The following is a 23,883-nucleotide window of genomic DNA, read 5'->3' as shown; positions in this document are numbered from 1 at the left end:
GACGTAGAACGATAAACATTATCCGTTGCCGAGCTGGATTCCCAGCGGCAACGTGTCGCCGAAAACGGCCGACTGCTCTTCGCGGCCAAGCTCGCCGCCTTCACGCAGCAAGCGTGCGAAATGTGGATCGGCATCGATACGATCCAGATAGTTCGCGGCATCTTTACGCACCTCTTCGGACAAGTCGCGATAGCGGTCACCCGTCAGTCTCGCGATTTGCGCAATCGCCAGCGGAAGGTCTTTTTCCGTCGGATTGATCTCGATCAATCGCTTCACCCAAAACTCCGCCTTGGGGACGGGCACCGTGGAATTGAGTGGTCCGTACGCCGGTTGCCGTGATCCGATTCGGCCAATCGCCCACAGCAACCCCGAACGCAGACGTTCATTTTTCTTCTTGGTCATCTCGACCAACGCGATCTCGCCAAGCTCGACTTTGTCGGCAACTTTTAAACGTTCGAGGGAAGCGATTAGCCGCCAAAACTCGTTCGCCTCGTGCGGTTCGATCCGTCGAGTTTTGCTGCGCAGGTTGGCGAGCATCGGGGAGGCGAGTTGTTCCTGTTGCCCTGCGGTCAGTCCACCGGCAATCCGTCGCCACAGAATCATGGACTCGGTCCGCGACTGCGAAGCAGGAAACGCCAGCTTGCCGTGCAACTGTTTCCAAGTCGACTGGACACGCCAATCGTCAACTGCAACGCCGTAACCCGGTCGCAAGCAGAAACCGCTCATGTTCAACCAACGAGCTTCGTGTGCCGGCGACATTCGACGCCCCGTCTCGTGATCGAGCAAGAATTGCCACAGCTCACGAATTAACGTCGGTGGCCACTGGTCGCGACCCGCCCCAATGATCGTTTCCAACTGAGGGATGATGTCGCGTGGTTTGATCGTCGGGTCAGCGGCAAAGGTCGCCACAATCGCGTTGGCGCAGGCTTCCACCGTCTCGACATCAACCACACCGGCGACTTCGCCTTCGCCGGAGTGACTTTGGCGATCGGTCTCAAGCGTACTGCGGATGTCGAATTCCAACTTCCAACGTTTCCGTTTTTCGCCGTCATCGTTGACGCAGTACATCCCGACGGTGCCGATCTCGCTGAGCTCTGACTCGATGTAAACTTCCAGCAGCGAATCTTCGCGGCGGCGGCCCCGAACGAGCGCCGTGCAGATCGGTGGCAGAGGTGTCATCGCGTTGGGATCGATGGCAATCAATTCGCCAGCCCGATCAGCAAGGCGAGTGCTGCTGACCCACAACGGAAACTGTACTGGCTGTCCGATCTGCAATCGCAGCGGGTGTTCGTCGACACGGAACTGCTGTCCGGCTTCGGCGTTTCCCGGGATCAAACACAACGCTTGCGGCGGGTTGCCTTGAACTTGCATGTAGTACGAACGGCCAAGGTTCGCAGCGATCCGGACGCCCTGACCGCGGCGAACCATCGCGTAATAGGCCGCACCGTGCGCGACCGCTAAATCCAATCGCGGCGATGTCAGCACTGTTGGCGACCAATCTTCGTTGGGTTCGGCAAACCAATCTTTGATCAGGCCGACAATCCGATTTTGAATCGCCGACGCTGTCATCACGCCGCCATTGAACAGCACCAAGTCGGGACGGTCGGCGGATTCCTGATCTGAATCATCAAGCCCACTGCGTCGATGTTCGCATAGGAACTCCGCCAGGTGACGTGTGATGCCAGGGTCCGCAGCGTAGGGCAGACCGAACTCTTGGAATCCACTTTGCCCAGCCACCGGCCGGTCCGTCAATTCGGTTTTCGGAAAGAAACCATCCAGCAGTGCCGCATCGATGTCCTCGCGGCTGAGTTGCACTTGGATTGCGCCGGCCAGCAACTTGGCTCCTTCGGCGGCGACGTTCAGTGTGAACGATTCGGGACGATCATCGCCAAGCATCGTCTCTTTGACGATCCGCGAAGACTGCACCATGCGATCCCACTGCTGGGCCGACAAAGTCGTGTTGGGTTGGTCGGCAGCGAACTTGGATTCGGCCAACTTCGCGACGGCCAAGTCCATGTTGTCGCCGCCCAAGATCAGGTGTTTTCCCACCGCGACGCGGTGGAACTGGACCTGGTCGCCTGATTCACCGGCCGGTTGCACACGGATCAACGTCAAGTCGGTCGTGCCGCCACCGATATCGCATACCAAGATCAATTGCCCGGGACGAACCAAGTCAGGCCATTGTTGACGATGCCGATCGATCCATGCGTAGAAAGCCGCCTGGGGTTCTTCGATCAGATAGACACGTTTCAATCCGGCCAACTTCGCCGCCTTGATCGTTAACTCACGTGCGACTTCGTCAAACGACGCTGGCAGTGTGATCACGATGTCTTGGGTTTTCAGTGGCTCGTCAGGATGAGCTTGATCCCAGGCTTGTCGCAGGTGCTTGAGGTATTCCGCCGATGCCTCCAGTGGTGATAGCCGACTGACATCGGGGTCGCCATGCCAAGGTAAAAAGTCGGCGGTGCGGTCGACTCCGTCGTGCGATAACCAGCTTTTGGCGGAGCTGATTCGCCGTCCCGGATGCCGTGTTCCTGCGTCACGCGCCAGCACTCCGACGCAACCAGGACGATCCTTTTTCGATTTCTTGGCGTTCTGTTCCCAAGGCAGGCCCGATTCGATCGCCGACGATTCCGATTGAGTCAGCTGGTAGTGAAACGAAGGCAGTGTTTCGCGTTTTTCGATCTGCCCGAGGTCCACCCATTGCTCGATCGCGAACGTTTCGACGGTCCAATCCTCTTTGTGCGTGTCGACAAAACACAGGGCACAGTTCGTCGTGCCCAAGTCGATGCCAACGACATAGCGTGACGGGCTGGAATCAGGATCGGAATTCGAGTCGGCAGGGTTGGGCTGGCGTTCCGGCGAAGTTGACATGCTTGACGCACTGGGTTCTTGAAGCACTGAAAGTGAATGATCGAAGGGCCCGACGGATCCGATCAGCGATCCTTTTGGTCACGGACGTTGAACTCCATTTTCCATTGTTCGTCGGTCCGTGTCGCGTGGCACCACAATTCGAACATTCCAAGCTCCGTCACTCGGCTGACAAAGCGAACGGGGACGAACGGGTCGTCGCTTTTTTCGTTCTCACCCGATTGCCGCGGAAGCGTCAATTCGATCGGCTCGCTCTCCACCAATTCGTCGGGCTGCCAACGATCCAGATGCGTACCGACGGTGTCGTCGGTTCGTTTTGCCGAAGCAAAGAATCGGAAACGGGCCGGTGCGCCGACGATCAAACCGACCTCGTTGCTTGGCACTTCGGACTCGGTGCCTTCTTCCATCCCTTGAGGCGCGACGCACAACGCACGCAGCGGACGGGGTGCACCGGGAATCGCCAGTCCGGCCGTTTCGATCCCGATGTAGTACGACTTTGCCGTTCCGCCACGGATGCGAATGCCGCCGGATTGCTTGGACCAGCCATAATACGCGGCGCCCAAAGCAACCGCCGAATCCAGCTCTTCACGACCGCCCAGCACTTCAGGCTCGGTTTCGCACCAGTCGCTGACCGCTTGCTGCATCCGTTGCCGCAACGCTTCGCCACGGAACACGCCGCCGTTAAAAAGCAGATGCGTTGGGCCGACAAAGCCCTCGGGTGCGTCGGGGTTGGCTTGGCGGATGGTGTCGGCTTGATCCGCCAAGAACGCGGCGACCTGTTTAGTGATCGCGGGATCGGCTTCGTAAGGCAAGCCGATGTCTTGGAACCCGGATGCCGCTTGGCGTTGTGGGCGGTCCGCTGCCGAACACAGCGGAAAGAAACCTTCGACGATCACGTCACGAATACGATCGGCCGTCAGCGGCGTCGAAATTGTTCCGCCAATCAGCGAGCTGCCGCGACCGAGGACGGAGATCGTTTTTTCGTCCGGCCCGTCGGCGGACAGCAAACTCTCCTTCGCATCACGACAAGCATGCCATAGCGATACGCTTTGCCATGGGTCCAGCGAATGACCTTGCGTTTGTAAGTCGGTGGAGACTTGGTGGGCGAGAGCCAAGTCCATGTTGTCGCCGCCGAGCAGCAAGTGATTCCCGACTGCCAAACGCTGCAAGCTCAGCTCGCCGCCGTCTTCTTGAACGGCGACCAATGTCAGGTCCGTCGTTCCGCCACCGACGTCAACGACCATCAACAAGTCACCGGAGCTCAATTGGTCACGCCAATCGTCAGCACGCGATGCCAACCAGCTATACACGGCGGCTTGCGGTTCTTCGAGCAATACAAAGTGATCGGGTAGGCCGGCTTCGATTGCGGCTTGTCTTGTCAGCTCGCGTGCGGCGGGGTCAAACGACGCGGGGACGGTTAAGACGACTTGTTGCGATTTCAGCGGCGCGTCGGCGTGACTGTCATCCCATGCGGCGACGAGATGCTTGAGGAATTTGGTCGTGCAATCGAAGGCAGAAACCTTGGGGACCTCGGGCGGCGATTGCCAAGGCAAGACCGGTTCGGTGCGACCGACGCTGCCGTGGCACAGCCAGCTCTTCGCGGCCACGACGACGCGTTGTGGGTTCTCCGCAGACTGTTGGCGAGCGTAGTAACCGGCGATACCAGTTTGTGGTTCGGTATTGAGCGGCATCTCCAACGATGCGACTTCGCCTTCGCGTGGCAGGTACAGAAACGATGGCAGCGACAACCGGGTCTCGACTTGGCCTGGCGCGATCAATTGGGGAATCGGCAGCAGCTTTAATTCCGGCTGCACGCGTTTATCGTCCGAGATCTCGGCAAAGGCGACGACGGAGTTGGTCGTTCCGAGGTCGATACCGATGCAAAATCGCGCTGTCATGTGTTCTGTCTTTGTTCGAGATGATTCACGGGTGCGGCGCCACGACCTGTCGGTCCTGTGACGCGTGCAATCGGTACCGTGACTAGCTTGCTTGGATTTGTGCCGGGGCGACAACGTTGGCGTCATCGTCACTGCCGGACCAGGTCGGCAGTTCGATTTTGGTGGCTTGCCAACCGTGATGCACGAGCTTGCCGCTGGTGGCAGTGCCTTCACCGATCCATTGGTAACGCATCGGCGAAGGTGACTCGCCGACTGTGACCGTTTCGCCTTCGGACGCCTCGACGAGTGGCTTGAGCCCCAACAATCGGTCCAACACGCCCGCGCACTGCTTTAAACATGGCCTCGCGGCGGCGCCGACTTGGGCGTCACTGTACTGGTCCAAATTCTCTTGGATCAGGTCAATCAAACGCGATTCACGTTGCAAAGCCGACAACAACGTCAGGGCCGAGTCACGGCGCGGTTCTGGGGGGACCACAGGAGCCGGCTTTTCGACTTTCGCTGGTTCCACTTTCGCAGCCGGGGCTGCGAGTGATTTGGTGGCCGAACCCGACAATACGGCATCGATCTGGTCAGATTTGTCTTTGTTTCCGATCGCCGCAAAAAACGCTTTTAACGCAACTGAAAAGCTCATCAGGTCGCCTGAAGTTAGTCGTCAGAGAATCTATTCGGTCAAAGCGTTGGCGATTCCCGGCAAAGCGTCAAGAGGCGACCGTGAATCGCCCCCTACGCCCCCGCAGCAGGACCTCGAAAACCCATTCGTTCCCCCGCAATCCGGGGTGCAAGTCGATTTTCCACGCCCCTAGCGATCCGGATTCGATTCCCGAGGGCTACAATGGTTCGGAATCGCCTCCGAGGACCTACCTATGAAACGACTGACCGCAATCGGCGTCGCCCACCTATTGATCGTGATCGCCCTGATCACCCCCAGCTGCGCCCAATCGACCCCGACGTTCAAAGACGTCGCGTATGACGACGTTCACCCGGCCCAGCGGCTGGATGTCTATCAAGCTCAATCCGACCAACCGACCCCCGCGATGGTGTTTTTCCACGGCGGCGGCTGGAGTGGCGGCTCGAAAGAACACGTACCAGGCTGGTTGCTGCGGCTTGCCGCCGAAAACAAAGCATCGGTCGTCGCGGTCGAATACCGCTTCACATACGTTGCCACACACCCGGCACAGGTCAACGATTGCTTGCGGGCAATTCAGTTCATCCGCCAGAACGCCAAGAAATGGAACATCGCATCCGACAAAATTGGCGTGACGGGCGGGTCCGCGGGAGGACACTTGTCGGCCTATGTCGCTCTGGCTGACGACGCGGCCGATCCAGATTCGACGGATCCGGTTGAAACTCAATCCTCACGTGTCGCGTGTGCAGTCAGCTTTGCGGGGCCGACGGATTGGTCGCTGCTCAAGTCGATCGATCACCAACATCCCGCCTACCGCCAATTGATCGGGTACCAACCGGGGACGCCCGCCGGCGAAATGGATGCTGCCAAGATGACCGATGTCTCGCCAATCTCATTCGTCAGCAAAGACGATCCGCCGATGATGCAGGTCCACGGCGATGCGGACGACATCGTCCCCATCGAACATGCATACAACTTGGACAAAGCATTGAAATCCGTGGGCGTCGAATGCGAACTGGTCACCATACCGAACGCCAATCACAGCGTCGCAAACGCGGGCGACAATGTCGCGAAGCAGGCGACACGATTCGTCGAAGACACTTGCTTGGCCAATCCGAGTAACTTTCGATCCTCCCTCCAGTGAACCAAACGTTTGATGACTGCTGTGTTGCGAGCTGCGTTCTGCGTGGCTGTTCTTTTCGGACTGACGAGTACGGATCTGTTGCCAACGGCAATGAGTCAATCGAGTCCCAAACTGTCAACTGCCGAGTCCACTCCTCTGCGTTTGGGCAGCGGAATTAACTTCGGCAATATGCTGGATGCCCCGAACGAAGGCGACTGGGGTTTACGTGTAAACACCGATTGGTTCGCCCGCGTCAAAGAGGCAGGTTTCGATCATGTTCGGTTGCCGATCAGTTGGGGCTATCACACGGCAAAGACGTCGCCTTATCAGATCGATGCCCAATTCGTCCGGCGTGTCGACACGATTGTCAAGGCTTGCTTGGATGCCGACCTAAAGCTGTTGATCAACATTCACCACGATCCGAATTTGAATGAACAGCCGGCGCAGAACCACGACCGTTTCGTCGCGATGTGGAAGCAGATTGCCGAACACTTTCGATCACTCCCAAATGATCGGGTGGCATTCGAACTGCTGAACGAACCCCACGATGTTTTCAACGAAGATGCGAAGCTTTGGAATCAGTGGGTCGTGGACTCGTTGAACGTGATTCGCAAATCGAATCCAAATCGAACAGTCGTTGTTGGGCCAATCCGATTCAACTCCGTCGATTCGCTGGACACGCTTGAGCTTCCGCAAGACGACAACCTGGTTGTCACGGTGCACTATTACCTTCCGTTTGATTTCACGCACCAAGGTGCACCGTGGACGCAGCCGGTAAAACCGACTGGCATCGTCTGGAATGCCAACACCGCATCGATTGCCGGAGGCTGGCGAAACGAGTCCTGGGACACCAAAACGGTTGGCACGACGAATGGCTTGCAAGCCGCTTTCGAACGTGGTTGGGCTGGCGTGCAACTTCGTGCCGCATCGAGCCGTCCGATCCCACAAGCGTTGGAGCTGCAAGTCGATTCGAAAGTCGCACTGAAAATCTCGTTGGTCAGTGGCGAACAAAAAGTCGCGAAAGACGTGACCACCGCACCGGGCGAGCCACTCCGTGTGACGTTTGACGCTGGGGTGCTCGGTGGTTCGTTTGACCGAATTTACCTGCAAAACAACACGGCAAACGAAACGCAGCCTTTCATCGTGAAATCGCTTTCGTTGGTTTATGCCGATCGTAAAGAATCGCTGCTCAGTACCGCAGGGGATGCCATCCGCGATGACTTGGCAAAGGCCGCTCGCTGGGGCCAGCAACATGGTCGTGCGATCTACCTTGGCGAATTCGGTGCGTACCAAGAGGCCGATATGGACTCGCGAGCCCGCTGGACCGCTGCGGTCCGTGCGGCAGCGGAATCGCTGCAAATGGACTGGGCTTATTGGGAGTTCGCATCGGGCTTTGGCATCTTTGATCCACGAACACAACAATACCGACAACCGCTTCTCAACGCACTTCAACCCTAACCCTCGATCGATAGACAGCTTGATGAAACTGACAAACCTTTGCAGCCGCGTATGCGGTCGCTGGGGCAACGCGATTGCCCTGACCGCCGTTGGACTTGCGGCCAGCATTGCGAATCATGCCAATGCCGACGTTCGCTTGCCTGGCTTTTACGGCGACCACATGGTGCTGCAACAACAAAAGCCGATCCGTGTCTGGGGCTGGGCTGACACGAAAGAATCCGTATCGGTCTCCTTTGCCGGAAACACAGCCGAAACCGTCGCGGATGCCGATGGTAAATGGCACGTCGAATTGCCGGCGATCGATGCCAGTCACGAAGCTCGTTCGCTGACCGTCAAAGGCAACAACACGATCGAGTTGACCGATGTGCTGGTCGGCGAAGTTTGGTTGTGTTCGGGCCAATCGAACATGGAATGGGACGTTCGTGGAAGCAGCAATTCGTCGGCGGAAATCGCTGCCGCGAACGACTCGTTGATCCGCCACATCAAATTCGCACACCGCCCCTCGAACGATCCGATCGACGACGTTGCTGCGCCCTGGGAACTGTGCTCGCCCAAAACGGTCGGCCGCTTCACCGCTTGCGGATACTTCATGGCGAAGCGTTTGCGAAAAGACATTGATGTGCCGATCGGGCTGATCAATTCGTCATGGGGTGGAACACGCGTTGAGCCATGGACACCACCTGTCGGGTTTGAACAGGTTGATGCGTTGCAAGACATTTATCAGGCCGTCGAAACCAAGATGCCTGGCAGCGATCTTTACAACAAGACCCTCGAATCGCACGTCGAAGCCACTGAAAATTGGGTCGACGAAGCGAAAAAGGATTTGAGCGGCAGCAAACGAGTTTCGCCAAGCCCGGCGTTTCCAACAGCCCTCCGTCCTTGGGAAAGCCATCAAGATCCGACCATGCTTTACAACGGCATGATCCACGCGATCGTTGGCTTCCCGATTCGCGGTGCCATCTGGTATCAGGGCGAATCGAACCATGGCGAAGGCATGCTGTACTTCGAAAAGAAGAAAGCATTGATCAATGGTTGGCGTCAACTTTGGGACCAAGGTGACTTTCCGTTCTACTTCGTACAGATTGCTCCTTACCAATATGGCGACGAAGATCCAACGATCTTGGCGAAGTTTTGGGAGGCACAAGCCGCGGTTCAGCAACTGCCCAATGTCGGGATGGTTGTGATCAATGACATCGCGACGCTGCAAGACATTCACCCGCCGAACAAGCAAGACGTCGGTGAGCGTTTGGCGTTGTGGGCACTCAAACATGACTATGGCAAGTCCGATTTGACTGCGGCGAGCCCTTCGATGGAATCGATGAAGGTTGACGGCGATCGCTTGATCGTGACCTTCAAAGACACCGCTGGCGGTTTGAAAACACGCGACGGCAAAACACCGTCTCACTTCGAAGTTGTTGGTGCCGATTCGTATGGGTTTCAACCGGCAACGGCCAAGATCGAAGGCAACCAAGTCATTTTGACTTCGGAAAAAGTCAACTCGCCGACGGCGTTTCGTTTTGCCTGGCACAAGCTGGCCGAGCCGAACTTGATGGGTGGCAGCGGACTGCCCGTCGGGGCGTTCCGCGGTGGCGAAGTACCGGACTTTGTCAGCACCTTGGCAATCGAACGTGACTACGCGTTGGTGTTCGATGCAAACCTAAAATCGCTTGGCGGAAAGATCGAATACGACGTCGACAACAGTGGCAACATCGACAGTTTTGACCGTGTTGGCTATTTGGTTGAGTTGACGACGGGAAGCGGCGAAGAGCAAAAGGTCTTTGTCGCCATGGACGCGTTCACCGACGATGCCAAGAAGCTCGGTATTCCGGTCGCATCGCTGGGCAACGGGTTCCAACAGCGTGTGAAGAACCTGGATGTATTTTCCAACCAGCCTTCGATTAAGAGTGGAACGGGTATCGCGGAAGGGAACATCGAGTTTTGGCCAAACAATTACGGCCAAACCAACTCCTCGCAGGTTCCTGGAGCATCGGGTGCGAGCTTTGACTTCGGCGACCAGCCAGCGCCACCGCACAACGGTTACGGATCGATGCAGATCCACAACTTTGCCGCCCGCCAGACGATCTTCGCGATCAACAACTGGAACAACGGCGGCGGTGCCGACTTAGGGATCGGCAACGGCAGCGGCGAAAACCCCGACTGGACCTTCAGCGGCAACGCGAACACCTATTCCGCCGCCCGCCTCCGCATCTACGTCAAAAAGGTGTCAGGCACCTTTTTGGAAGAATAGGAAAAATAGCATTCTCCCCACGTTTGCGGCTCGGTGGCCACAAGTTGCCAGCCGCGTAGAGTCTTGAGGCAAAAAACGTGACCGATGATTCCCTCGAGATCGATGGATTGATCGGCGCGAAACGTTGAAGTTTTCCGTCATTTTTTAGCACTGCGAATTCAATTTTGTGGCGTTCGTAATGACGATCACTTATATCTATCTTGGTCCTCTGCGGCGTGTTGTTGCGGGGGTTTCCTAAACGCGTTAATGAGACACGAAATGGTGCGAAAAAGTATCTCGTTGGCCCTGATGGGTGCGTTTGCCGTCATCACCGTTTGCTCGCCAGTTTTGGCTGCGGACGAAGACGACAAGCCGAAGTACACCATCAAAGAGGTCATGAAAGAAGCATTCAAAGGCCCACTGGTCAAGAAAGTGGCGTCGGGCGATGCGTCTGAAGAAGAGATTTCAAAATTACATGAAATGCTGGTCGCTTTGGCGAAATGCGAGCCCAAGAAAGGCGAAGCAGAGAGCTGGAAAAAGCTGACTGGTGATCTGGTGAAAGCCGTCGAAGCCGTCAAAGAAGGCAAAGACGACGCGACCGCAATGCTAAAGAAGGCGAGCAACTGCAAAGCTTGTCACAGCAAGCACAAGTAACAAGCATCGAGATTGATCTTGATCGTATCCGACGCTCGTGTGAGGCAATCACACGGGCGTTTTTTGTTGATTTCATTGCTCTCTCCCTCTGACATCCTCGTCAACGAATGATGCAACTTCGCAATCGGTTTCTGTTGCTACGTCATGGGCAAAGCCAAGCGAATGTCGAAGGTCAGGTGGCAAGTTCGCTCGCGATTGCGAGGCACGCTTTTGGCCTCACCGCAACAGGTCAACAAGAAATTGAAGCCACGTTTCATCAGCACAAAGATGAGCTTAGTAAGGTCACTGCGATCTTCTGCTCGCCGTTTTTGAGGACCATGCAGAGTGCAAAGATTATCGGGAACGCGTTGGGGATCGATCCGGTGGAAACGACGCAACTGCGTGAAAGGTACTTCGGCGATTTCGATGGGACTTCGTCGACGAACTACGAAGTCGTCTGGCAGCAAGACAAACTGGATCCATCTCATTGCCAATGGGATGTTGAAAGCGTTCTCGTGGTGGCCGAGCGGATGTGGGACTGTGTTGAATCAATCGATCAAACCAGCCAAGACCTGACCTACCTTCTGGTTTCGCATGGCGATCCGATACAGATTCTGCTGACTCGATTCAAAGACAAGCCTTTGACCGCTCACCGATCAATCAAACACGTCGAAACCGCGCAATTAATTTGCTTGAACGAGTATTAGATCGCCCGGGTATCGACGTAACGCTGCGCGATAAAGCGACTGAGCGACTCGACAGAAGGATTGTCGGTCGCGACTTCGGGTGTCAGCATCACCCCGGTCCAATCTTCGGTTTCGCCGCTGAGTTCGACAGCTGACAAGCTGTCGAGCCCGAATTCGCTTAGCGGGCGGTCGCGGTAGAACTCCTCCGGGTTGATCCCCGCCCGGGAGATCAACCACTGTGCCATCCAGTCCTCGATCTCCTGTTGCAGCTTCGGTTGGTCACCTGGCATCGGGCGTTTCGGCAAGTCAGGAAATTGGAGCGGCGATTGTTCGCTGAACGCAGATCGGTTGTACTGGTAGCGAGCTTTCAAGTCGCCCGCCAAAAAGGATTCACGACAATCGACACGACGCGTTTTTCCGCTGGTAGTGACAGCGATCGTTGCCGGCCGTGTCAGCCAGATGTGTTGCGGATCGACATCGTGGACATCAATCACGGCGTGCCTGATCTGACGAACAATTTCACCTAGCAATCGTTCATCGTCGAGCGTCCTCGGCACCTCTGCGATGATCGCCAAAGCTTCGCCCCGGTTTCCACTGACGGCAAAAGCTGCAGACCGGCAGAGTGCTAGATCCGACCCAACCAACTCCGGTGCGTCGACAACACATGATTCCACCGTCTGACGCACGGTGGCTTCGATGTCTTGCGGGTACAAGTTGCGCCCCCGAAGGATGATCATTTCTTTCAGACGACCAGTGACGTACAACTGATTTTGATAGACAAATCCCAAGTCACCGGAACGACAGAACCCCGTTTCACCCGACGCGAGGGCGACGTTAAACCTCTGTTCCGATCGCTTGTCGGCTACATCATCTGAGTCAAATGTCTCGGGAGCAGTCTCACCGGTGAGTTCCGACCAATAACCATCTGAAACGCCTCCGCCGCGCACCCAAATTTCGCCGATGCTTCCGTCCGGCAGCCCTTCACCATTCGTCGGATCAACGATCTTAATGTCAGTCTGCCAAACTTCGCGGCCGCATCCTACCAGTTGTACCAGTTCACGACGGCTGAGCTTTGTCTTTCCATTCGGATCCACGGGCGAGACAACATTCTTTTGAAAGTCGTCACGTCGCAAGGTAAGCACGGACGGCGGCTCAGCAACTCGGCCTCCCGCAACCAGCAGCGTTGCTTCGGCGAGTCCATAACAGGGATAGAACGCTGAAGGTTGAAAGCCATTTGATGCAAATCGTTGCGCGAACTCCTCCAGTGTTTTTGCCTGAACTGGCTCCGCACCACAAAATGCGAGTCGCAATTGACTGAGTTCAAGGTCAGCGGTTTGCTTGCCGGGAATTCGATCAACACAGAGTTGATAGGCGAAGTTTGGCGCGCCTGAGATCGAAGCGTGATAAGTGCTGATCGTTTGCAGCCATCGAATGGGGCGAGTCAGAAAAGCCCGCGGACTCATCAAGACCGTGTGTCCGCCGATGTAAAGCGGCGCCAAGATTCCACCGATTAATCCCATGTCGTGATAAAACGGTAACCAGAACACGCCGACATCGACTGCTTCGTCCGGCAGTTCCAAATCACTGACTCGTTCGTCTGGCATGAAGTCGAGTTCGAATGCTTGGCGAATTGATTCAAGATTCGACATTAGGTTCCGATGTCGGAGCACCACACCGCGAGCCGCTGTCGTGCTGCCGCTGGTGTACTGCAACAGCGCGCCCGCATCCGGGTTGGTAGCGTTGGCGTCAACGACGGTTTCCCAGTCGATCGGCTGACCGCCCTCTGTGACTTTGCCTGAGTCGGTTACCACAATCGGAATGTTCTGCAAGCTTTCGGAGAGCTTGTCCTGGGCGAGCGTTTCCAGTGTCGCTCGATCGGTTAGTAAGGCAGCGGGGTGACAGTCTTGCGCGGACGCGTTCAGCCTTGGTATTTCGCGATGGGGGCGTGGAAACGAGGCCGGCACAGGAATCGCGCCAGCCATTTGTGTCCCGATCAACGCGATCAATGACTCCACGCCAGGCGGATAGAGCAAAGCGACTCGAGGTTGTGCTGCAAAATTGAATGTCCCATCGTTCGCCTGGCGATCCAGATTGGAATCGGCTTCGATCAATTCAAGATGCTTGAGTTGGGCGGCGACAGCAAGCGATCGATCGTAGAGCTCAGCGTACGTCAGTCGAACCGGTGCCTGCTCACCGGCGAACGACTCGTCGGTCAAAAATGTCAACGCAATTCGATCACCATGGGCTTCCGCTCGACGGCGAAGACATTCGGGCAAAGAGGTTGTAGCCATAACGCGAAGAAGTCCGCTGCAAAGTTCATCTGGTTGATAGGTCGCCTGCAAAAGTAAGCTGTCTTGATCGGCAAATCGACGAAGACCGCTCACTGATTGGACGAAGCGACAATAGCAATCGTTATTCTTTCCGAGTCGCTTCGGGGCGGCAATTGGTTCAGGCTACGAATCTGTGCCGTAACGCACAATCGGAGGCCCGGCTAGAAATACTTGGTTAGTCGCAAGTCGTGTGACATCGGATCGATAAAGACTTCGTCCATCACGCTGGTCAGCAACAACATGCCGCGCCCTCGCTCGTCTGAAAAACTTTGCGGTGTCCCTGGCATCGGGGCTTGGCGAATCGATGGCCCGTCCCCGTCAAAGGCGATGGAAAGCTTGATTTCGGACGTGTTGACCGATAAACGCATCGAGACACAAGGGTCACATCCGTTTTTTTCTGCTGGGGAGTCATGCGTTGATACATAGTTCATCGCATCGGCGATCGAATACGGCGTCTCGCAAAGAGGTTTCCCTAAATTGCCGTGCACGATGCAGTGCAGCAGCGTGTAGTGTACTGCTTCGGCAATGCGTAGACGGTCGATGGTGTGCAAGACATTCATGGCGGCCATCATACGAATCAGCAATGCGGTGCAGGGGACCAGCCGATCAATCGAACTATCGAGCACGAACTGGAATGACTGAGGCACCAGAGCCGCTTTTAAGTACAACGATTCCTCATTGGCCTGTGCAAGTTGGCAAATTCGGTACACGGTATCAGGCAGCAAGACACCGACGTGATCCTTGGAGATGTAATTGCACGCCCCAACGCCCAAGGCTTCCGCGGCCAATCCCTCGGTCCCGAATGCGGTTACCAGGACAGATGGCAACATCGGCGATTCGGATCGCATTTTCCGGATCAGCTCGACGCCATTCATCTCCGGCATCTGCATGTCGGTTAAAACCAGATCGGGTGCATTCTGCGCGATGCGCTGCATTGCTTCGAGCCCGTTGCTGGCGGTTTCGACTTCGATTTCGCGAGCGCGCAAGATCGACGTAATCAACGTCATCTGCGTTGGGCTATCGTCGACAACCAAGACTCGGCACATGGGGGCTTTTACTCCAGCGATCGGATGCTTCAATCATAGCGTGAACCGGCACAGCAATGGGCAGATCTGTCCGGTACGGCGATGATCCGCCTAGGAACTGCCAACCGAAATCCTCTTCATCCGTCTATCTCCCAATGCTTTGCCCGATCGAACTACCTGCCGATATCAACCTGTTGCCGATTGCCCCTTCGATTGCCGAACGGCTCACTTGGATGCGGACGAGGATTGAGCGATTCCAAGACTGTTGGAACCAACACCACGCGGCACAATTTGTTGCGGCAGATTATGAACTTGTCTATCAAACGTTGACTTGGATTCTGGATCATGAATCGCTGACAAGCCGACGTTTTCTGGAATGGGGTTGTGGTTTTGCCAGTGTGGCGTGCATGGCTTCGACGCTTAAGCTGGCCGCGTTTGGGATCGAATCCCATCCGGATCTCATCCGGCAGGCTGAACAAACCGTCAAGCAGTGGCCTGCCGACGTCGAACTTTTCCACGGCAACTTCCTTCCCAACGGCGCGGAGAAACTTACCTACGACCCCACGTTGCCATCGTTGGGCCACGATGGACCTTCACCGTACGACGAGTGGGGCATGGACTTGGAAGATTTTGGGATCGTCTATTCATATCCCTGGCCAGGTGAAGACGAGTTCCACGAAGACGTGTTTGACCGCTTTGCCGGACCGGACGCGATTCTGGTGATGTTCATCGGACCGAATGAAATGCGGGCTTGGCGCAAGAAATCAGACGGAGATAAACCGCGTCGCTGTTAGACGAGGCCGAACCGGCGGTATGGTCAATTCCCGGCTAGCAAGACGACCACACGCGTGGCGATCGATTGGCCGGTCCCGATTTCACCGACTCCTTCACCCGTTTTGGCTTTAATGCTGACACGGCCGATATCGATTCCGAGCATTTCTGCGATGGCGTATCGCATGGAATCGATATGCGGTGCCATCTTGGGCCGTTCCGCCAGAATCACACAATCCAAATTGACGATTCCATACCCCTGCGTGTTCACTCGAGCGTTGGCTTCGTTCACAAAATCGCGGCTATCGCGGTCTTTGTTTTCGGCTGCGGTATCGGGGAATAGACGGCCGATATCGCCATCGGCAATCGCCCCAAGCAGCGCATCGGTCAGCGAGTGCAGCAACACGTCAGCATCGCTATGTCCAACTGCGTGGACGTCGGCGGGAATCTCGATCCCGCCGATCAGCAATGGCCCTCCGGAAGCGAGACGGTGCGAATCGTACCCCAAGCCGATCCGAATGTTGGGCAAGCTGACTTCCTGAGGATTCATCGGCTGAATAGACCACCGCGGGCCGGAAAGAGAACGACGCCACAAATTTCCGTCTTCAGCGTGGTCGTCAAAAATTGCCTTGGCCCACTACAATACCGTTTCCCGTCGCCGATCCCAATGGGCTGGACCGTTCATGCCAATCATCGAAGCTCACAATCTGACAAAGTCGTATCGCGTCTACCGCAAAGGCGAAGGCCTGCGCGAGAGTATTCGCGGACTTTTTCATCGCGAATACGAAGAAGTCCACGCGGTTCGCGGCATTGACTTGGAAGTTGAAGCCGGAGAATTCGTCGCGTTTCTTGGACCCAACGGTGCGGGCAAAACGACCACGCTGAAATTGCTCAGCGGCGTGATTGACCCGACCGGTGGAACGGCTTCGGTAATGGGATACGTTCCTTGGCAACGCCAGAATGCCTACCGCCGACGTTTTGCTTTGGTGATGGGACAGAAGAACCAGCTGTGGTGGGATCTTCCGGCACAAGAATCGTTCCGTTTGCAGCAGCAGATCTATGGTGTGCCGGTCGAGCAATTCAACTCGACGTTGGCCGAACTAACCGATTTGCTGGAGGTTGGACCACTACTAAAGCAACCAGTTCGCGAGCTATCGCTCGGCGAGCGAATGAAGATGGAGCTCATGGCTGCGTTGCTGCACAGCCCCGAAGTGCTTTTTCTTGACGAGCCGACAATCGGCTTGGATGTCATTGCCCAACACAACATTCAGCAGTTTTTGCGTTATTACCAAGAGAAACGCAAGATCACGATTTTGTTGACCAGCCACTACATGAAAGACGTCGCCGCACTTTGCAAGCGTGTTGTCGTCATCGCACGTGGCTTGATCCAGTACGACGGGTCTCTGTCAGGAATTATCGACAAATTTTCAGGCTACAAAATCATCACCGTTCAATTCCCAGAAGTTCACCAAGTGGACGCGACCGTGTTCGGTGAAGTGCTGTCGGAAACGTGGCCCAAAGTGCGGCTCCGCGTCGAACGAGCGGATGTCCCCCGCACGCTTTCTCGATTGCTTTCCGAACACCCAATCGAAGACGTCGCCGTTGAAGACCCGCCACTTGAAGACGTCATTGCCGAGCTGTTTCGGGAGTCCACAAGTCGCTCGGAAGCTGAACCGGTCGCCGCCCGATAGCAGCCTGAGCGTGGCCGTAAATCACAAAAACTGATTCGAAGAAGAGGATTTGCTTCCCCCTGGTTTCACAGATCAAGATAATTGGGATGACCGGAAAGTGCTGTATAAAGCGGTTTTCTCATTCTGTGAACACGATTTGACGCGAGGAATCGACATTCATGCCGATCACCAACATTGGAACGCTGACGTTGTGCAAGGATGACAATGCCCGTCGATGACGCCGGCTGGGATGGGCGTTATAAAGCAACTCCACCAACGCAGAATAAGAGGCACAGGCAAAGGACAGGCTGATGGCGAAGCTGACTCTACGTGATATCGAACTGAGCTACGACGGAGACGCTTTGACTATTTGCAGCGTCAGCCACCCCGAGACGCAACTGACGCTCGACGCAGATGCCGTTGATGAGTTGGTCGATTTTGTCGAAACGGTTCAAAAGAGTAAAGTGGTTGTCAACGATGATGACAATCGCCGGCAGTCGTTCCGTGTTCCGATTCTGCGCCGGGATGATCTCCGTGTTTGGATCCAGTTCAACAACTTGGAATTCGAAGCACGTCCGGACAACATCAGCATGACAGGCGTCTTTGTCAAAGCGTCTGATCGCGATCCTGTGAAGTTTCAGATCGGCGACGAAGCTCGCTTGACTTTGGCCTGCAACGACGAAACCATTGAAATGGAAGGGATCGTTCGACGGATGGGACGCAACGGTTATGGGTTCTTTTTTCCCGCATGCGTCCGCTTTGAACAAGTCAGTCCGCCTCCAGAAGTCCGCCGCATGGTCATGGAACTTCAGCGACGCTGGATGATGTATCGTACGGACTAACGTGCTAATGTAGCGAACACTCGCTACGCCTCTCTTCGCCCCCTCAAACCGCTGCTGATATGTCGATCAAAAGACTCGCTTGCCCCGGTTGTGGTAATACCGTCAACGTCCCTGCGTCGATGGCAAAAACTCGATGCCCGTCATGCAATCTCGTCTTTTCGACTCAAAATCCAACCGCGCCCCGCAGCACCACGGCTAATTCTGGCCCCAAACGCACTCAATCCAATCAGGATGCGGATTCCGGATCCGAATCCAAGATGATGCAGTGGGTCATTGCCCTAGGCGTCGCTTTTGTCGCGATGCTTGTCTTGATCGTGATCACGTTCTTTCGCGTCGGACGGCAACAAGAAGAAGCCAAACAAGCGGAAGCGGTTGCGGCCGAACAACGAGCGGTCGCGGAACAAGAGGCGAAAAAAAATCTGCAATACCGTGTCGTCGACTTACCCGAATCGACGCGGCAGCAGATCTATCGTGACTACACCGCGATGACTGACTCGATGAATCGCAATTCGAATAAGATCCCAAAGAGCGGTGCAGCCGGCCAGGCTTTTGCAGGCCTGACGCAAAAAATTGCCGATCGTGAAACGACTCATCTCGCACTTGAGAACAACATCAGTGACGAGGACATTGAACAGATCATGATCGAGGGCGAAGCGAAGGGTTGGTAGCATACGCCGGCTACGAAACGCCTCGCCACTTCGATCAATTCTTCGCCGCGTCGCGCGAAGTTTAATCGGTATTTCCTGTCTTATTACGAGATACCAGGCTGCATTCAATGCGACCACACCTGGCAAGATAAGCGACCGTGCTGCTTGAACTTCGCTGGTTCGCATGAATCAAGCACGAAATTGATTCATTCCGCTTTTTGGTGTTCATTCGCTGATCTGCGAAGACCTATTGGGCAGCCAGCCGCGGAAATTGAATGTGTTGGCACGAGCGATGCATCTTTGAGAAAGCGTTCGAAAAAGCTCAAGCCATGACGGACTGTCGCTGTAAGTGACCATGACGTTGCTAGGTAACCTTCCCAAGATCCCGTCGGACTTGAGTGCCCACCAACACTGGGCGTGTACTCAATCTTCCCTCCCTCCCAAGTCAGGATTTTTTGTGATGTTCAAGAAAGCTGTCATGGCTGTCGCCATCGGTGTCAGTTCGATGTTTTTGTTCCAGTCAGACGCGTCGGCCGGCAATTGCTACCGTGGACGTGCTCGTTCTGCCGTCCGCTACAGTAACGCCTATCGCCCCACTGTTCGCTACCGCGCCCCTGCTTACTCCGTCGGGCGTTCATACTTCACCAGCCCGGTTTATCGCTCGCCATACTACGGGTCCTACCGGGCTCCATACACCGGTTCGATCTACGGGCGTGGGATTGGCTACGGCGGGATGGGCTACGGTTCTTTCGGCCCGTATGGGCCATACGGTGGATACGGACGCAGCGGTCTGTCGATTGGTTTCGGGTTCTAGTCAGCCCAACCGTAAAAGTCGGTCCATTGATTCGATTGCTACAAAGCGATCGAACGAGACAAATCCGAAAGCTCGGCCATCCGGTCGGGCTTTTTTCTTGCCTTTGCCCGCCGTCAGGGTGATCCGCCGGAAGCGTTCGGAGTCTCAACAATCTATCATTAACGACTCGATAGTCCCCGTCTTTCAACGTTTACCCACGAGCCTCGAGTGGACAAGAAACAGAAAAAGCGTCTCGATGTTATCAACAAGAAACTCGCTAGTCTCCGCCAGCAACTTGCCGGTTCGCGGCAACAAGCGGACGACTTGGAAGAGCTGAAGGAATTCGAAGACAGCATCGCGAAGTTGGAAGCGGAAGCCGCCGAGATCAAAGCAGCCAAGTAAACGTGGCCACCGAGCGTCAAACGATCCCAACCGATTTCCAAGGTGTCTCTCCAGACCCCGTGTTGGTCATGGGAATGCACAACAGCGGCAGCACCGCGCTTTCGCGTTGCCTGCATGCCTGTGGCCTCTTCATGGTCAACAACGCGACGCAATGCGAATCGCACTTCTTTTCCAACTACGTCAATGACCAGTTGTTGATGGGAGGGGGGGCGAACTGGGCCAACTACCCGATCATGTCCGTCGAAGAGGTGATGAGCTTTCGTGACACGGTTGGGGAGTTTATGAAAACACAGTGGCGCATTGACCTAATGCAGTGGGGTTATGACGGAACCTCACCCTGGGGAATCAAAGACGCGCGTACCTGTGTGTTATTGCCGTTGTATTTGGACGTGTTTCCGAAAAGTAAGGTGCTGTTCATCCGGCGTGATCCCGATGACATCGCGGCATCTCTATCGCACCGCGAAAAACCTGGTGTCGGCGTTTTCAATGACCCGGAACATTGGAAAAAATTGACGCTGGCGCATTTCGAACGTGTCGAGACGTTTGGCAAAGCGCACGGCCACTATCACGAAGTCGGCTATGAGGAACTCTGTCGGCAACCGGTGGCGGTGGGTCGCAGAATACACGATTTTTTAGAGTTGCCGTTTACCGACCAGCATGCATCGGTCTATCAAAAAACGTTGCGAACAGACCGCTTGGGAACTCGTGCTTGGACCAAATTTAAGTGGCGAGTGATGGCAATCAAGAAAGGCTTTCAGGTGATGTTGGAATGAGCGGACTTGTTGATCGTTGCGTCAAACTTCCGGGGCGTCTGATCCGCCGATTCAGATACGAGGTCGCCAAACGTATCATGCCCAGCACTGCCGTGTTGGGGCCCAAGGTCGTTCCACGGGTTGCCGGTCCGCTATCGAAACTTGACGACATTAAACTGAACCTGGGCTGTGGCCCGATGCATCTCGACGGATACGTCAACATCGATGCAGACGTTCGGGCCTGTGCCGATTTTTACATGGGATTTGACGAGCTACGTGCTGCCTTTGCGGCAGACAGCATTAGCGAAATATTGATGATCCACTCGCTCAGCTACCTGAACCTCTGGCAAGCCCGCGAGTTCTTCACCGACGCATACCAACTGTTGAAACCCGCTGGCAAACTGGTCATCGAACTGCCGTCGATTGAAAAGTGTGCTCAGCATCTGCTCGCCAACGCGGGGGACCAAAACGAGTACCTGGAAGCCGTTCGGGGCATCTATGCTTTCGACCCGACAGAAATCATGAACAAAATTAACTTCACACCGTATTCATTTGGTTGGTCCGCGTGGCATCTCAAATCTGAACTGTCTGCGGTGGGGTTTGGTGGGTTCTCTGAGTTAGCCCCCCACCACCACGAACAGCCTTGGCGGGACATTCGGATCGAAGCGACCAAGTAAATAATTTCATCCAGCTCCCTAATTCGATTGCATGGCCAAATTTGCCGACACACGAGACAAGTCGATTCTGCCTGCGGATGGTGAGAACTTGGTCTTGTTTCATCCGCATGTTCCTGAGGCCGCAATCGACGAAGTAGCCGACACGCTTCGTACCCGATGGATCGGCCAAGGTCCTAAGGTTGACCGCTTTGAAACCGAATTTCGCGATTGGATTGGAACCCAACACCACCCCATCGCAGTCGGTTCCTGCACTGACGCAATGCACCTCGCCTATGTATTGGCGGACTTGAAAGCGGGCGACGAGGTCATCGTTCCGGTCTTCACTTGCACGGCGACCAGCATCCCGCTGCTTTACCACGGAATCAAGGTTCGTTTCGCCGATGCCCAAGCCGGGACGATGAATATCGATCCGAATCACGTCCGTGCTTTGGTGACAGAAAAAACGAAAGCCATTGTCTGCGTGCACTATGGCGGATTGCCCTGTGACATGGACGAACTGCAAGCGATCGCTGATGAAGCAGGGGTTCCTTTGATCGAAGATGCCGCGCAAGCGGTCGGAGCGAGCTACAAAGGTCGTCCCGTCGGCGGCATGTCAGACTTTACCGCGTTCTCATTCCAAGCGATCAAACACATCACTACCGGCGACGGCGGGATGCTGATGCTGCGGGATGAATCGCTCGTCGACAAGGCTCAGCGGATTCGTTGGTTCGGTATCGACCGCAAAGCGAAACAAGGTGGAACCTGGGCAAACGATATCTACGAAGTGGGCTACAAGTACCAGATGACTGACATCGGTGCCGCAATGGGCTTGGCCGCTCTGAAAACAATTGATCAATCGTTAGCTCTGCGAAAGTCGATCTTAAAGACCTATATCGATGGCCTTGAGGGACTCGACGGCATCGAGGTCGTCGGTGCGGGTATGACCGACCGCGTCCACGCGGCTTGGCTCTGTACCGTTCTTGTCGATCGCCGCCAGGACCTCGAGAAAAAACTTCGTGATGCACGGATCGAATCCGGACAAGTGCACTTTCGAAACGACCGCTACTCGGTCTTTGCAGATTTCCGGGAGGGCGAATTACCGAACATGAATGCGATGGAAAACCGATACCTCGTATTACCGCTCCATACGCACATGGAGATTGGTGACGCTGAACGCGTTTGTGAAGTCATTCGCAGCGGTTGGTAAATCGGTGACGTTCACCGAACTGGTTTGGCGGCCCTTGTGCATCGATGCGTCCATCGATGCACGATGCAATGTACCGACGCGCAACGCCCCCGCGTGCAGTGAGAATGTCGCCCGATGAAGAAAGTTCTGATCGTCTACGAATCGCTCGCGACACCGACGACAACGGTACGCGGCCTACAATTCAAGACAAGCTTTCAGGCCGACGATCAGCTACAAGCCACATTCGTCGGACGTACCAGTGAGCGAATGAACACGGTGATGCAGCGTTGGCCCTGGCGTCCGTCGCTCCGCCGGCCTGCGTTGTGGGCTGAGTCGCGGGTGCTTTCCAGACGCGAAAACCAAATCGTCGAGCTTGCGAAGTCGCACGATATCGTGATGTTGGTCACAGTACCGTCCTGGCCACTTCACCAACGCTTGGTTGACCTGCCGAACACAAAAGTCGTTACCGATTTGATCGATGCGGTTTGGTTGCCCGCATTTCAATTGGCTGGATGGCAGCAGATCCACGAGATGCTGTCGACTTCAGACCTTGTCGTCTGCGAGAACGAGTTCACGGCAAGCTATGCCGAACAACACAACAGCAATGTAGCAATCGTTCCAGACTCGCCACAGATTGAAGAGTTCGATCGATACCGAGACTTAGTCCATCGCGTCCCAGAGACGACGACAATCGGCTGGATCGGTGGCAAGTACACCGCCGATGCCTTGTATCGAATTTTTGAACCACTGGAGCAGATCTTTTCGCAGCACCAAAACCTGCAGTTGCTATTGGTAGGTGCAGATCCCGATCGCCTGCCGCGTTTTGAAGCGTTTCGCCCAAAGGTCATCCCGAGCTATAACCAAACGGCGATGATCAACTTAGCGTTGATGATCGACATCGGCATCTTTCCGATGTTCAATGTCGACGAATCACTCTACCGCGGTGCGCTGAAGTCGCGAATCTACATGGCGGGCGGTGCAGCCGTCATCGGTCAACGATTGGGTGAGAACGAGAATCTGATTGAGCATTCAGTCAACGGCTTTCTTGCCGGCTCAGATACAGAATGGCTTAACGCGTTCGAGCAGTTGATAATCGACAGGCCCTTGCGAAAACGGGTCGCTGCGCAAGGCCTGCAAACCGTCCGTGATGATTTTTCGCGTGCGATGTGCTACGCACGCCTACGCTCAGCATTGCTGAGCGTTCTTTAGAAATCTTCGACGACCTTTCCAAATATCAAGATCAATCGGTCCGGCAGCGGTTCGCCACCGGACCGTGCGTCAAACGATC

Annotated in this window: 21 protein-coding genes; 15 read left to right on the top strand and 6 right to left on the bottom strand. The window is 55.5% G+C overall.

Features of this window, described 5'->3' with window-relative positions; translation table 11 throughout:
• Positions 1–18: 18 nt before the first annotated feature.
• The 3 genes from CGZ80_RS00300 to CGZ80_RS00290 form a co-directional block, all read right to left on the bottom strand.
• Positions 19–2,874, bottom strand: a complete 2,856-nt coding sequence (locus CGZ80_RS00300; RefSeq protein ID WP_094410778.1) for a hsp70 family protein — start codon at positions 2,872–2,874, stop codon at positions 19–21.
• A gap of 62 nt (positions 2,875–2,936) precedes the next feature.
• Complete coding sequence (locus CGZ80_RS00295; RefSeq protein ID WP_094410777.1) at positions 2,937–4,769, bottom strand: Hsp70 family protein; 1,833 nt, start codon at positions 4,767–4,769, stop codon at positions 2,937–2,939.
• Between the two features lie 82 nt (positions 4,770–4,851).
• Entirely contained in the window at positions 4,852–5,400 is a 549-nt protein-coding gene (locus CGZ80_RS00290; protein ID WP_094410776.1) for a DUF2760 domain-containing protein, read from the bottom strand.
• A gap of 232 nt (positions 5,401–5,632) precedes the next feature.
• On the opposite strand from CGZ80_RS00290, the gene CGZ80_RS00285 reads away from it, so the two are divergent.
• The 5 genes from CGZ80_RS00285 to CGZ80_RS00265 all read left to right on the top strand — a co-directional run bounded on the left by CGZ80_RS00285 (position 5,633) and on the right by CGZ80_RS00265 (position 11,542).
• Positions 5,633–6,538: an alpha/beta hydrolase gene (locus tag CGZ80_RS00285; RefSeq protein WP_094410775.1), complete on the top strand. Its 906-nt coding sequence runs from the start codon at positions 5,633–5,635 to the stop codon at positions 6,536–6,538.
• Positions 6,539–6,580: 42 nt separating this feature from the next.
• The gene (locus tag CGZ80_RS00280) at positions 6,581–7,975 is read left to right on the top strand and encodes a glycoside hydrolase family 5 protein (protein ID WP_158222487.1); all 1,395 of its coding nucleotides are present in this window, start codon (positions 6,581–6,583) and stop codon (positions 7,973–7,975) included.
• A gap of 22 nt (positions 7,976–7,997) precedes the next feature.
• Positions 7,998–10,223 (top strand): sialate O-acetylesterase, encoded by a 2,226-nt coding sequence (locus CGZ80_RS00275; protein ID WP_094410773.1) that lies wholly within the window; start codon positions 7,998–8,000, stop codon positions 10,221–10,223.
• 258 nt (positions 10,224–10,481) lie between these two features.
• Positions 10,482–10,856: a hypothetical protein gene (locus tag CGZ80_RS00270; protein ID WP_094410772.1), complete on the top strand. Its 375-nt coding sequence runs from the start codon at positions 10,482–10,484 to the stop codon at positions 10,854–10,856.
• Between the two features lie 107 nt (positions 10,857–10,963).
• The gene (locus CGZ80_RS00265) at positions 10,964–11,542 is read left to right on the top strand and encodes a histidine phosphatase family protein (protein ID WP_094410771.1); all 579 of its coding nucleotides are present in this window, start codon (positions 10,964–10,966) and stop codon (positions 11,540–11,542) included.
• On the opposite strand, the gene CGZ80_RS00260 is transcribed toward CGZ80_RS00265, so the two are convergent.
• Positions 11,539–13,812, bottom strand: a complete 2,274-nt coding sequence (locus CGZ80_RS00260) for an AMP-binding protein (RefSeq protein ID WP_143543668.1) — start codon at positions 13,810–13,812, stop codon at positions 11,539–11,541. The two genes, CGZ80_RS00265 and CGZ80_RS00260, sit on opposite strands and share 4 nt — an antisense overlap.
• A gap of 200 nt (positions 13,813–14,012) precedes the next feature.
• Entirely contained in the window at positions 14,013–14,897 is an 885-nt protein-coding gene (locus CGZ80_RS00255; RefSeq protein ID WP_094410769.1) for a response regulator, read from the bottom strand.
• Positions 14,898–14,953: 56 nt separating this feature from the next.
• Here CGZ80_RS00255 and CGZ80_RS00250 point away from each other — a divergent pair, with 56 nt between their 5' ends.
• Positions 14,954–15,670, top strand: a complete 717-nt coding sequence (locus tag CGZ80_RS00250; protein ID WP_094410768.1) for a hypothetical protein — start codon at positions 14,954–14,956, stop codon at positions 15,668–15,670.
• A 23-nt stretch (positions 15,671–15,693) separates the two neighbouring features.
• Here CGZ80_RS00250 and ispF read toward each other — a convergent pair whose 3' ends face one another.
• Positions 15,694–16,197, bottom strand: coding sequence for a 2-C-methyl-D-erythritol 2,4-cyclodiphosphate synthase (gene ispF, locus CGZ80_RS00245; protein ID WP_094410767.1), 504 nt, complete (start codon positions 16,195–16,197; stop codon positions 15,694–15,696).
• Positions 16,198–16,330: 133 nt separating this feature from the next.
• On the opposite strand from ispF, the gene CGZ80_RS00240 reads away from it, so the two are divergent.
• The 9 genes from CGZ80_RS00240 (at position 16,331) to CGZ80_RS00205 (ending at position 23,804) form a co-directional block, all read left to right on the top strand.
• The gene (locus CGZ80_RS00240) at positions 16,331–17,338 is read left to right on the top strand and encodes an ATP-binding cassette domain-containing protein (RefSeq protein ID WP_094410766.1); all 1,008 of its coding nucleotides are present in this window, start codon (positions 16,331–16,333) and stop codon (positions 17,336–17,338) included.
• A gap of 290 nt (positions 17,339–17,628) precedes the next feature.
• Positions 17,629–18,159, top strand: a complete 531-nt coding sequence (locus CGZ80_RS00235; protein WP_094410765.1) for a PilZ domain-containing protein — start codon at positions 17,629–17,631, stop codon at positions 18,157–18,159.
• 257 nt (positions 18,160–18,416) lie between these two features.
• Positions 18,417–18,827 (top strand): hypothetical protein, encoded by a 411-nt coding sequence (locus tag CGZ80_RS00230; RefSeq protein WP_143543667.1) that lies wholly within the window; start codon positions 18,417–18,419, stop codon positions 18,825–18,827.
• A 439-nt stretch (positions 18,828–19,266) separates the two neighbouring features.
• Positions 19,267–19,620 carry a hypothetical protein gene (locus CGZ80_RS00225; protein ID WP_094410763.1) on the top strand — a complete coding sequence of 118 codons (354 nt, stop codon included), beginning with the start codon at positions 19,267–19,269 and terminating at the stop codon, positions 19,618–19,620.
• Positions 19,621–19,827: 207 nt separating this feature from the next.
• Complete coding sequence (locus CGZ80_RS28165; RefSeq protein ID WP_198953590.1) at positions 19,828–20,001, top strand: hypothetical protein; 174 nt, start codon at positions 19,828–19,830, stop codon at positions 19,999–20,001.
• Positions 20,002–20,003: 2 nt separating this feature from the next.
• Complete coding sequence (locus CGZ80_RS00220; protein ID WP_143543666.1) at positions 20,004–20,774, top strand: sulfotransferase; 771 nt, start codon at positions 20,004–20,006, stop codon at positions 20,772–20,774.
• Positions 20,771–21,430: a hypothetical protein gene (locus tag CGZ80_RS00215; RefSeq protein WP_094410761.1), complete on the top strand. Its 660-nt coding sequence runs from the start codon at positions 20,771–20,773 to the stop codon at positions 21,428–21,430. The genes CGZ80_RS00220 and CGZ80_RS00215 overlap by 4 nt, the downstream gene beginning before the upstream one ends.
• Positions 21,431–21,461: 31 nt before the next feature.
• Positions 21,462–22,616: a DegT/DnrJ/EryC1/StrS family aminotransferase gene (locus CGZ80_RS00210; protein WP_094410760.1), complete on the top strand. Its 1,155-nt coding sequence runs from the start codon at positions 21,462–21,464 to the stop codon at positions 22,614–22,616.
• A gap of 114 nt (positions 22,617–22,730) precedes the next feature.
• On the top strand, positions 22,731–23,804 hold the full coding sequence (locus tag CGZ80_RS00205) for a glycosyltransferase family 4 protein (RefSeq protein ID WP_094410759.1): 1,074 nt from the start codon (positions 22,731–22,733) through the stop codon (positions 23,802–23,804).
• Positions 23,805–23,883 lie beyond the last annotated feature (79 nt).

The organism is Rhodopirellula sp. MGV (assembly GCF_002251265.1).
GTDB lineage: Bacteria > Planctomycetota > Planctomycetia > Pirellulales > Pirellulaceae > Stieleria > Stieleria baltica_A.
This window is presented reverse-complemented; position numbering and strand designations above follow the sequence as displayed.

Excerpts from the sequence above, each read along its gene's own strand:
- CGZ80_RS00255 (WP_094410769.1), bottom strand. The coding sequence starts at position 14,897 with ATGTGCCGAGTCTTGGTTGTCGACGATAGCCCAACGCAGATGACGTTG.
- CGZ80_RS00275 (WP_094410773.1), top strand. The coding sequence starts at position 7,998 with ATGAAACTGACAAACCTTTGCAGCCGCGTATGCGGTCGCTGGGGCAAC.
- CGZ80_RS00205 (WP_094410759.1), top strand. The coding sequence starts at position 22,731 with ATGAAGAAAGTTCTGATCGTCTACGAATCGCTCGCGACACCGACGACA.
- CGZ80_RS00290 (WP_094410776.1), bottom strand. The coding sequence starts at position 5,400 with ATGAGCTTTTCAGTTGCGTTAAAAGCGTTTTTTGCGGCGATCGGAAAC.
- CGZ80_RS00285 (WP_094410775.1), top strand. The coding sequence starts at position 5,633 with ATGAAACGACTGACCGCAATCGGCGTCGCCCACCTATTGATCGTGATC.
- CGZ80_RS00215 (WP_094410761.1), top strand. The coding sequence starts at position 20,771 with ATGAGCGGACTTGTTGATCGTTGCGTCAAACTTCCGGGGCGTCTGATC.
- CGZ80_RS00300 (WP_094410778.1), bottom strand. The coding sequence starts at position 2,874 with ATGTCAACTTCGCCGGAACGCCAGCCCAACCCTGCCGACTCGAATTCC.
- CGZ80_RS00295 (WP_094410777.1), bottom strand. The coding sequence starts at position 4,769 with ATGACAGCGCGATTTTGCATCGGTATCGACCTCGGAACGACCAACTCC.
- CGZ80_RS00265 (WP_094410771.1), top strand. The coding sequence starts at position 10,964 with ATGATGCAACTTCGCAATCGGTTTCTGTTGCTACGTCATGGGCAAAGC.
- CGZ80_RS00235 (WP_094410765.1), top strand. The coding sequence starts at position 17,629 with ATGGCGAAGCTGACTCTACGTGATATCGAACTGAGCTACGACGGAGAC.
- CGZ80_RS00270 (WP_094410772.1), top strand. The coding sequence starts at position 10,482 with ATGGTGCGAAAAAGTATCTCGTTGGCCCTGATGGGTGCGTTTGCCGTC.
- CGZ80_RS00210 (WP_094410760.1), top strand. The coding sequence starts at position 21,462 with ATGGCCAAATTTGCCGACACACGAGACAAGTCGATTCTGCCTGCGGAT.
- CGZ80_RS00260 (WP_143543668.1), bottom strand. The coding sequence starts at position 13,812 with ATGGCTACAACCTCTTTGCCCGAATGTCTTCGCCGTCGAGCGGAAGCC.
- CGZ80_RS00225 (WP_094410763.1), top strand. The coding sequence starts at position 19,267 with ATGTTCAAGAAAGCTGTCATGGCTGTCGCCATCGGTGTCAGTTCGATG.
- CGZ80_RS00240 (WP_094410766.1), top strand. The coding sequence starts at position 16,331 with ATGCCAATCATCGAAGCTCACAATCTGACAAAGTCGTATCGCGTCTAC.
- CGZ80_RS00250 (WP_094410768.1), top strand. The coding sequence starts at position 14,954 with ATGGGCAGATCTGTCCGGTACGGCGATGATCCGCCTAGGAACTGCCAA.
- ispF (WP_094410767.1), bottom strand. The coding sequence starts at position 16,197 with ATGAATCCTCAGGAAGTCAGCTTGCCCAACATTCGGATCGGCTTGGGG.
- CGZ80_RS00230 (WP_143543667.1), top strand. The coding sequence starts at position 18,417 with ATGATGCAGTGGGTCATTGCCCTAGGCGTCGCTTTTGTCGCGATGCTT.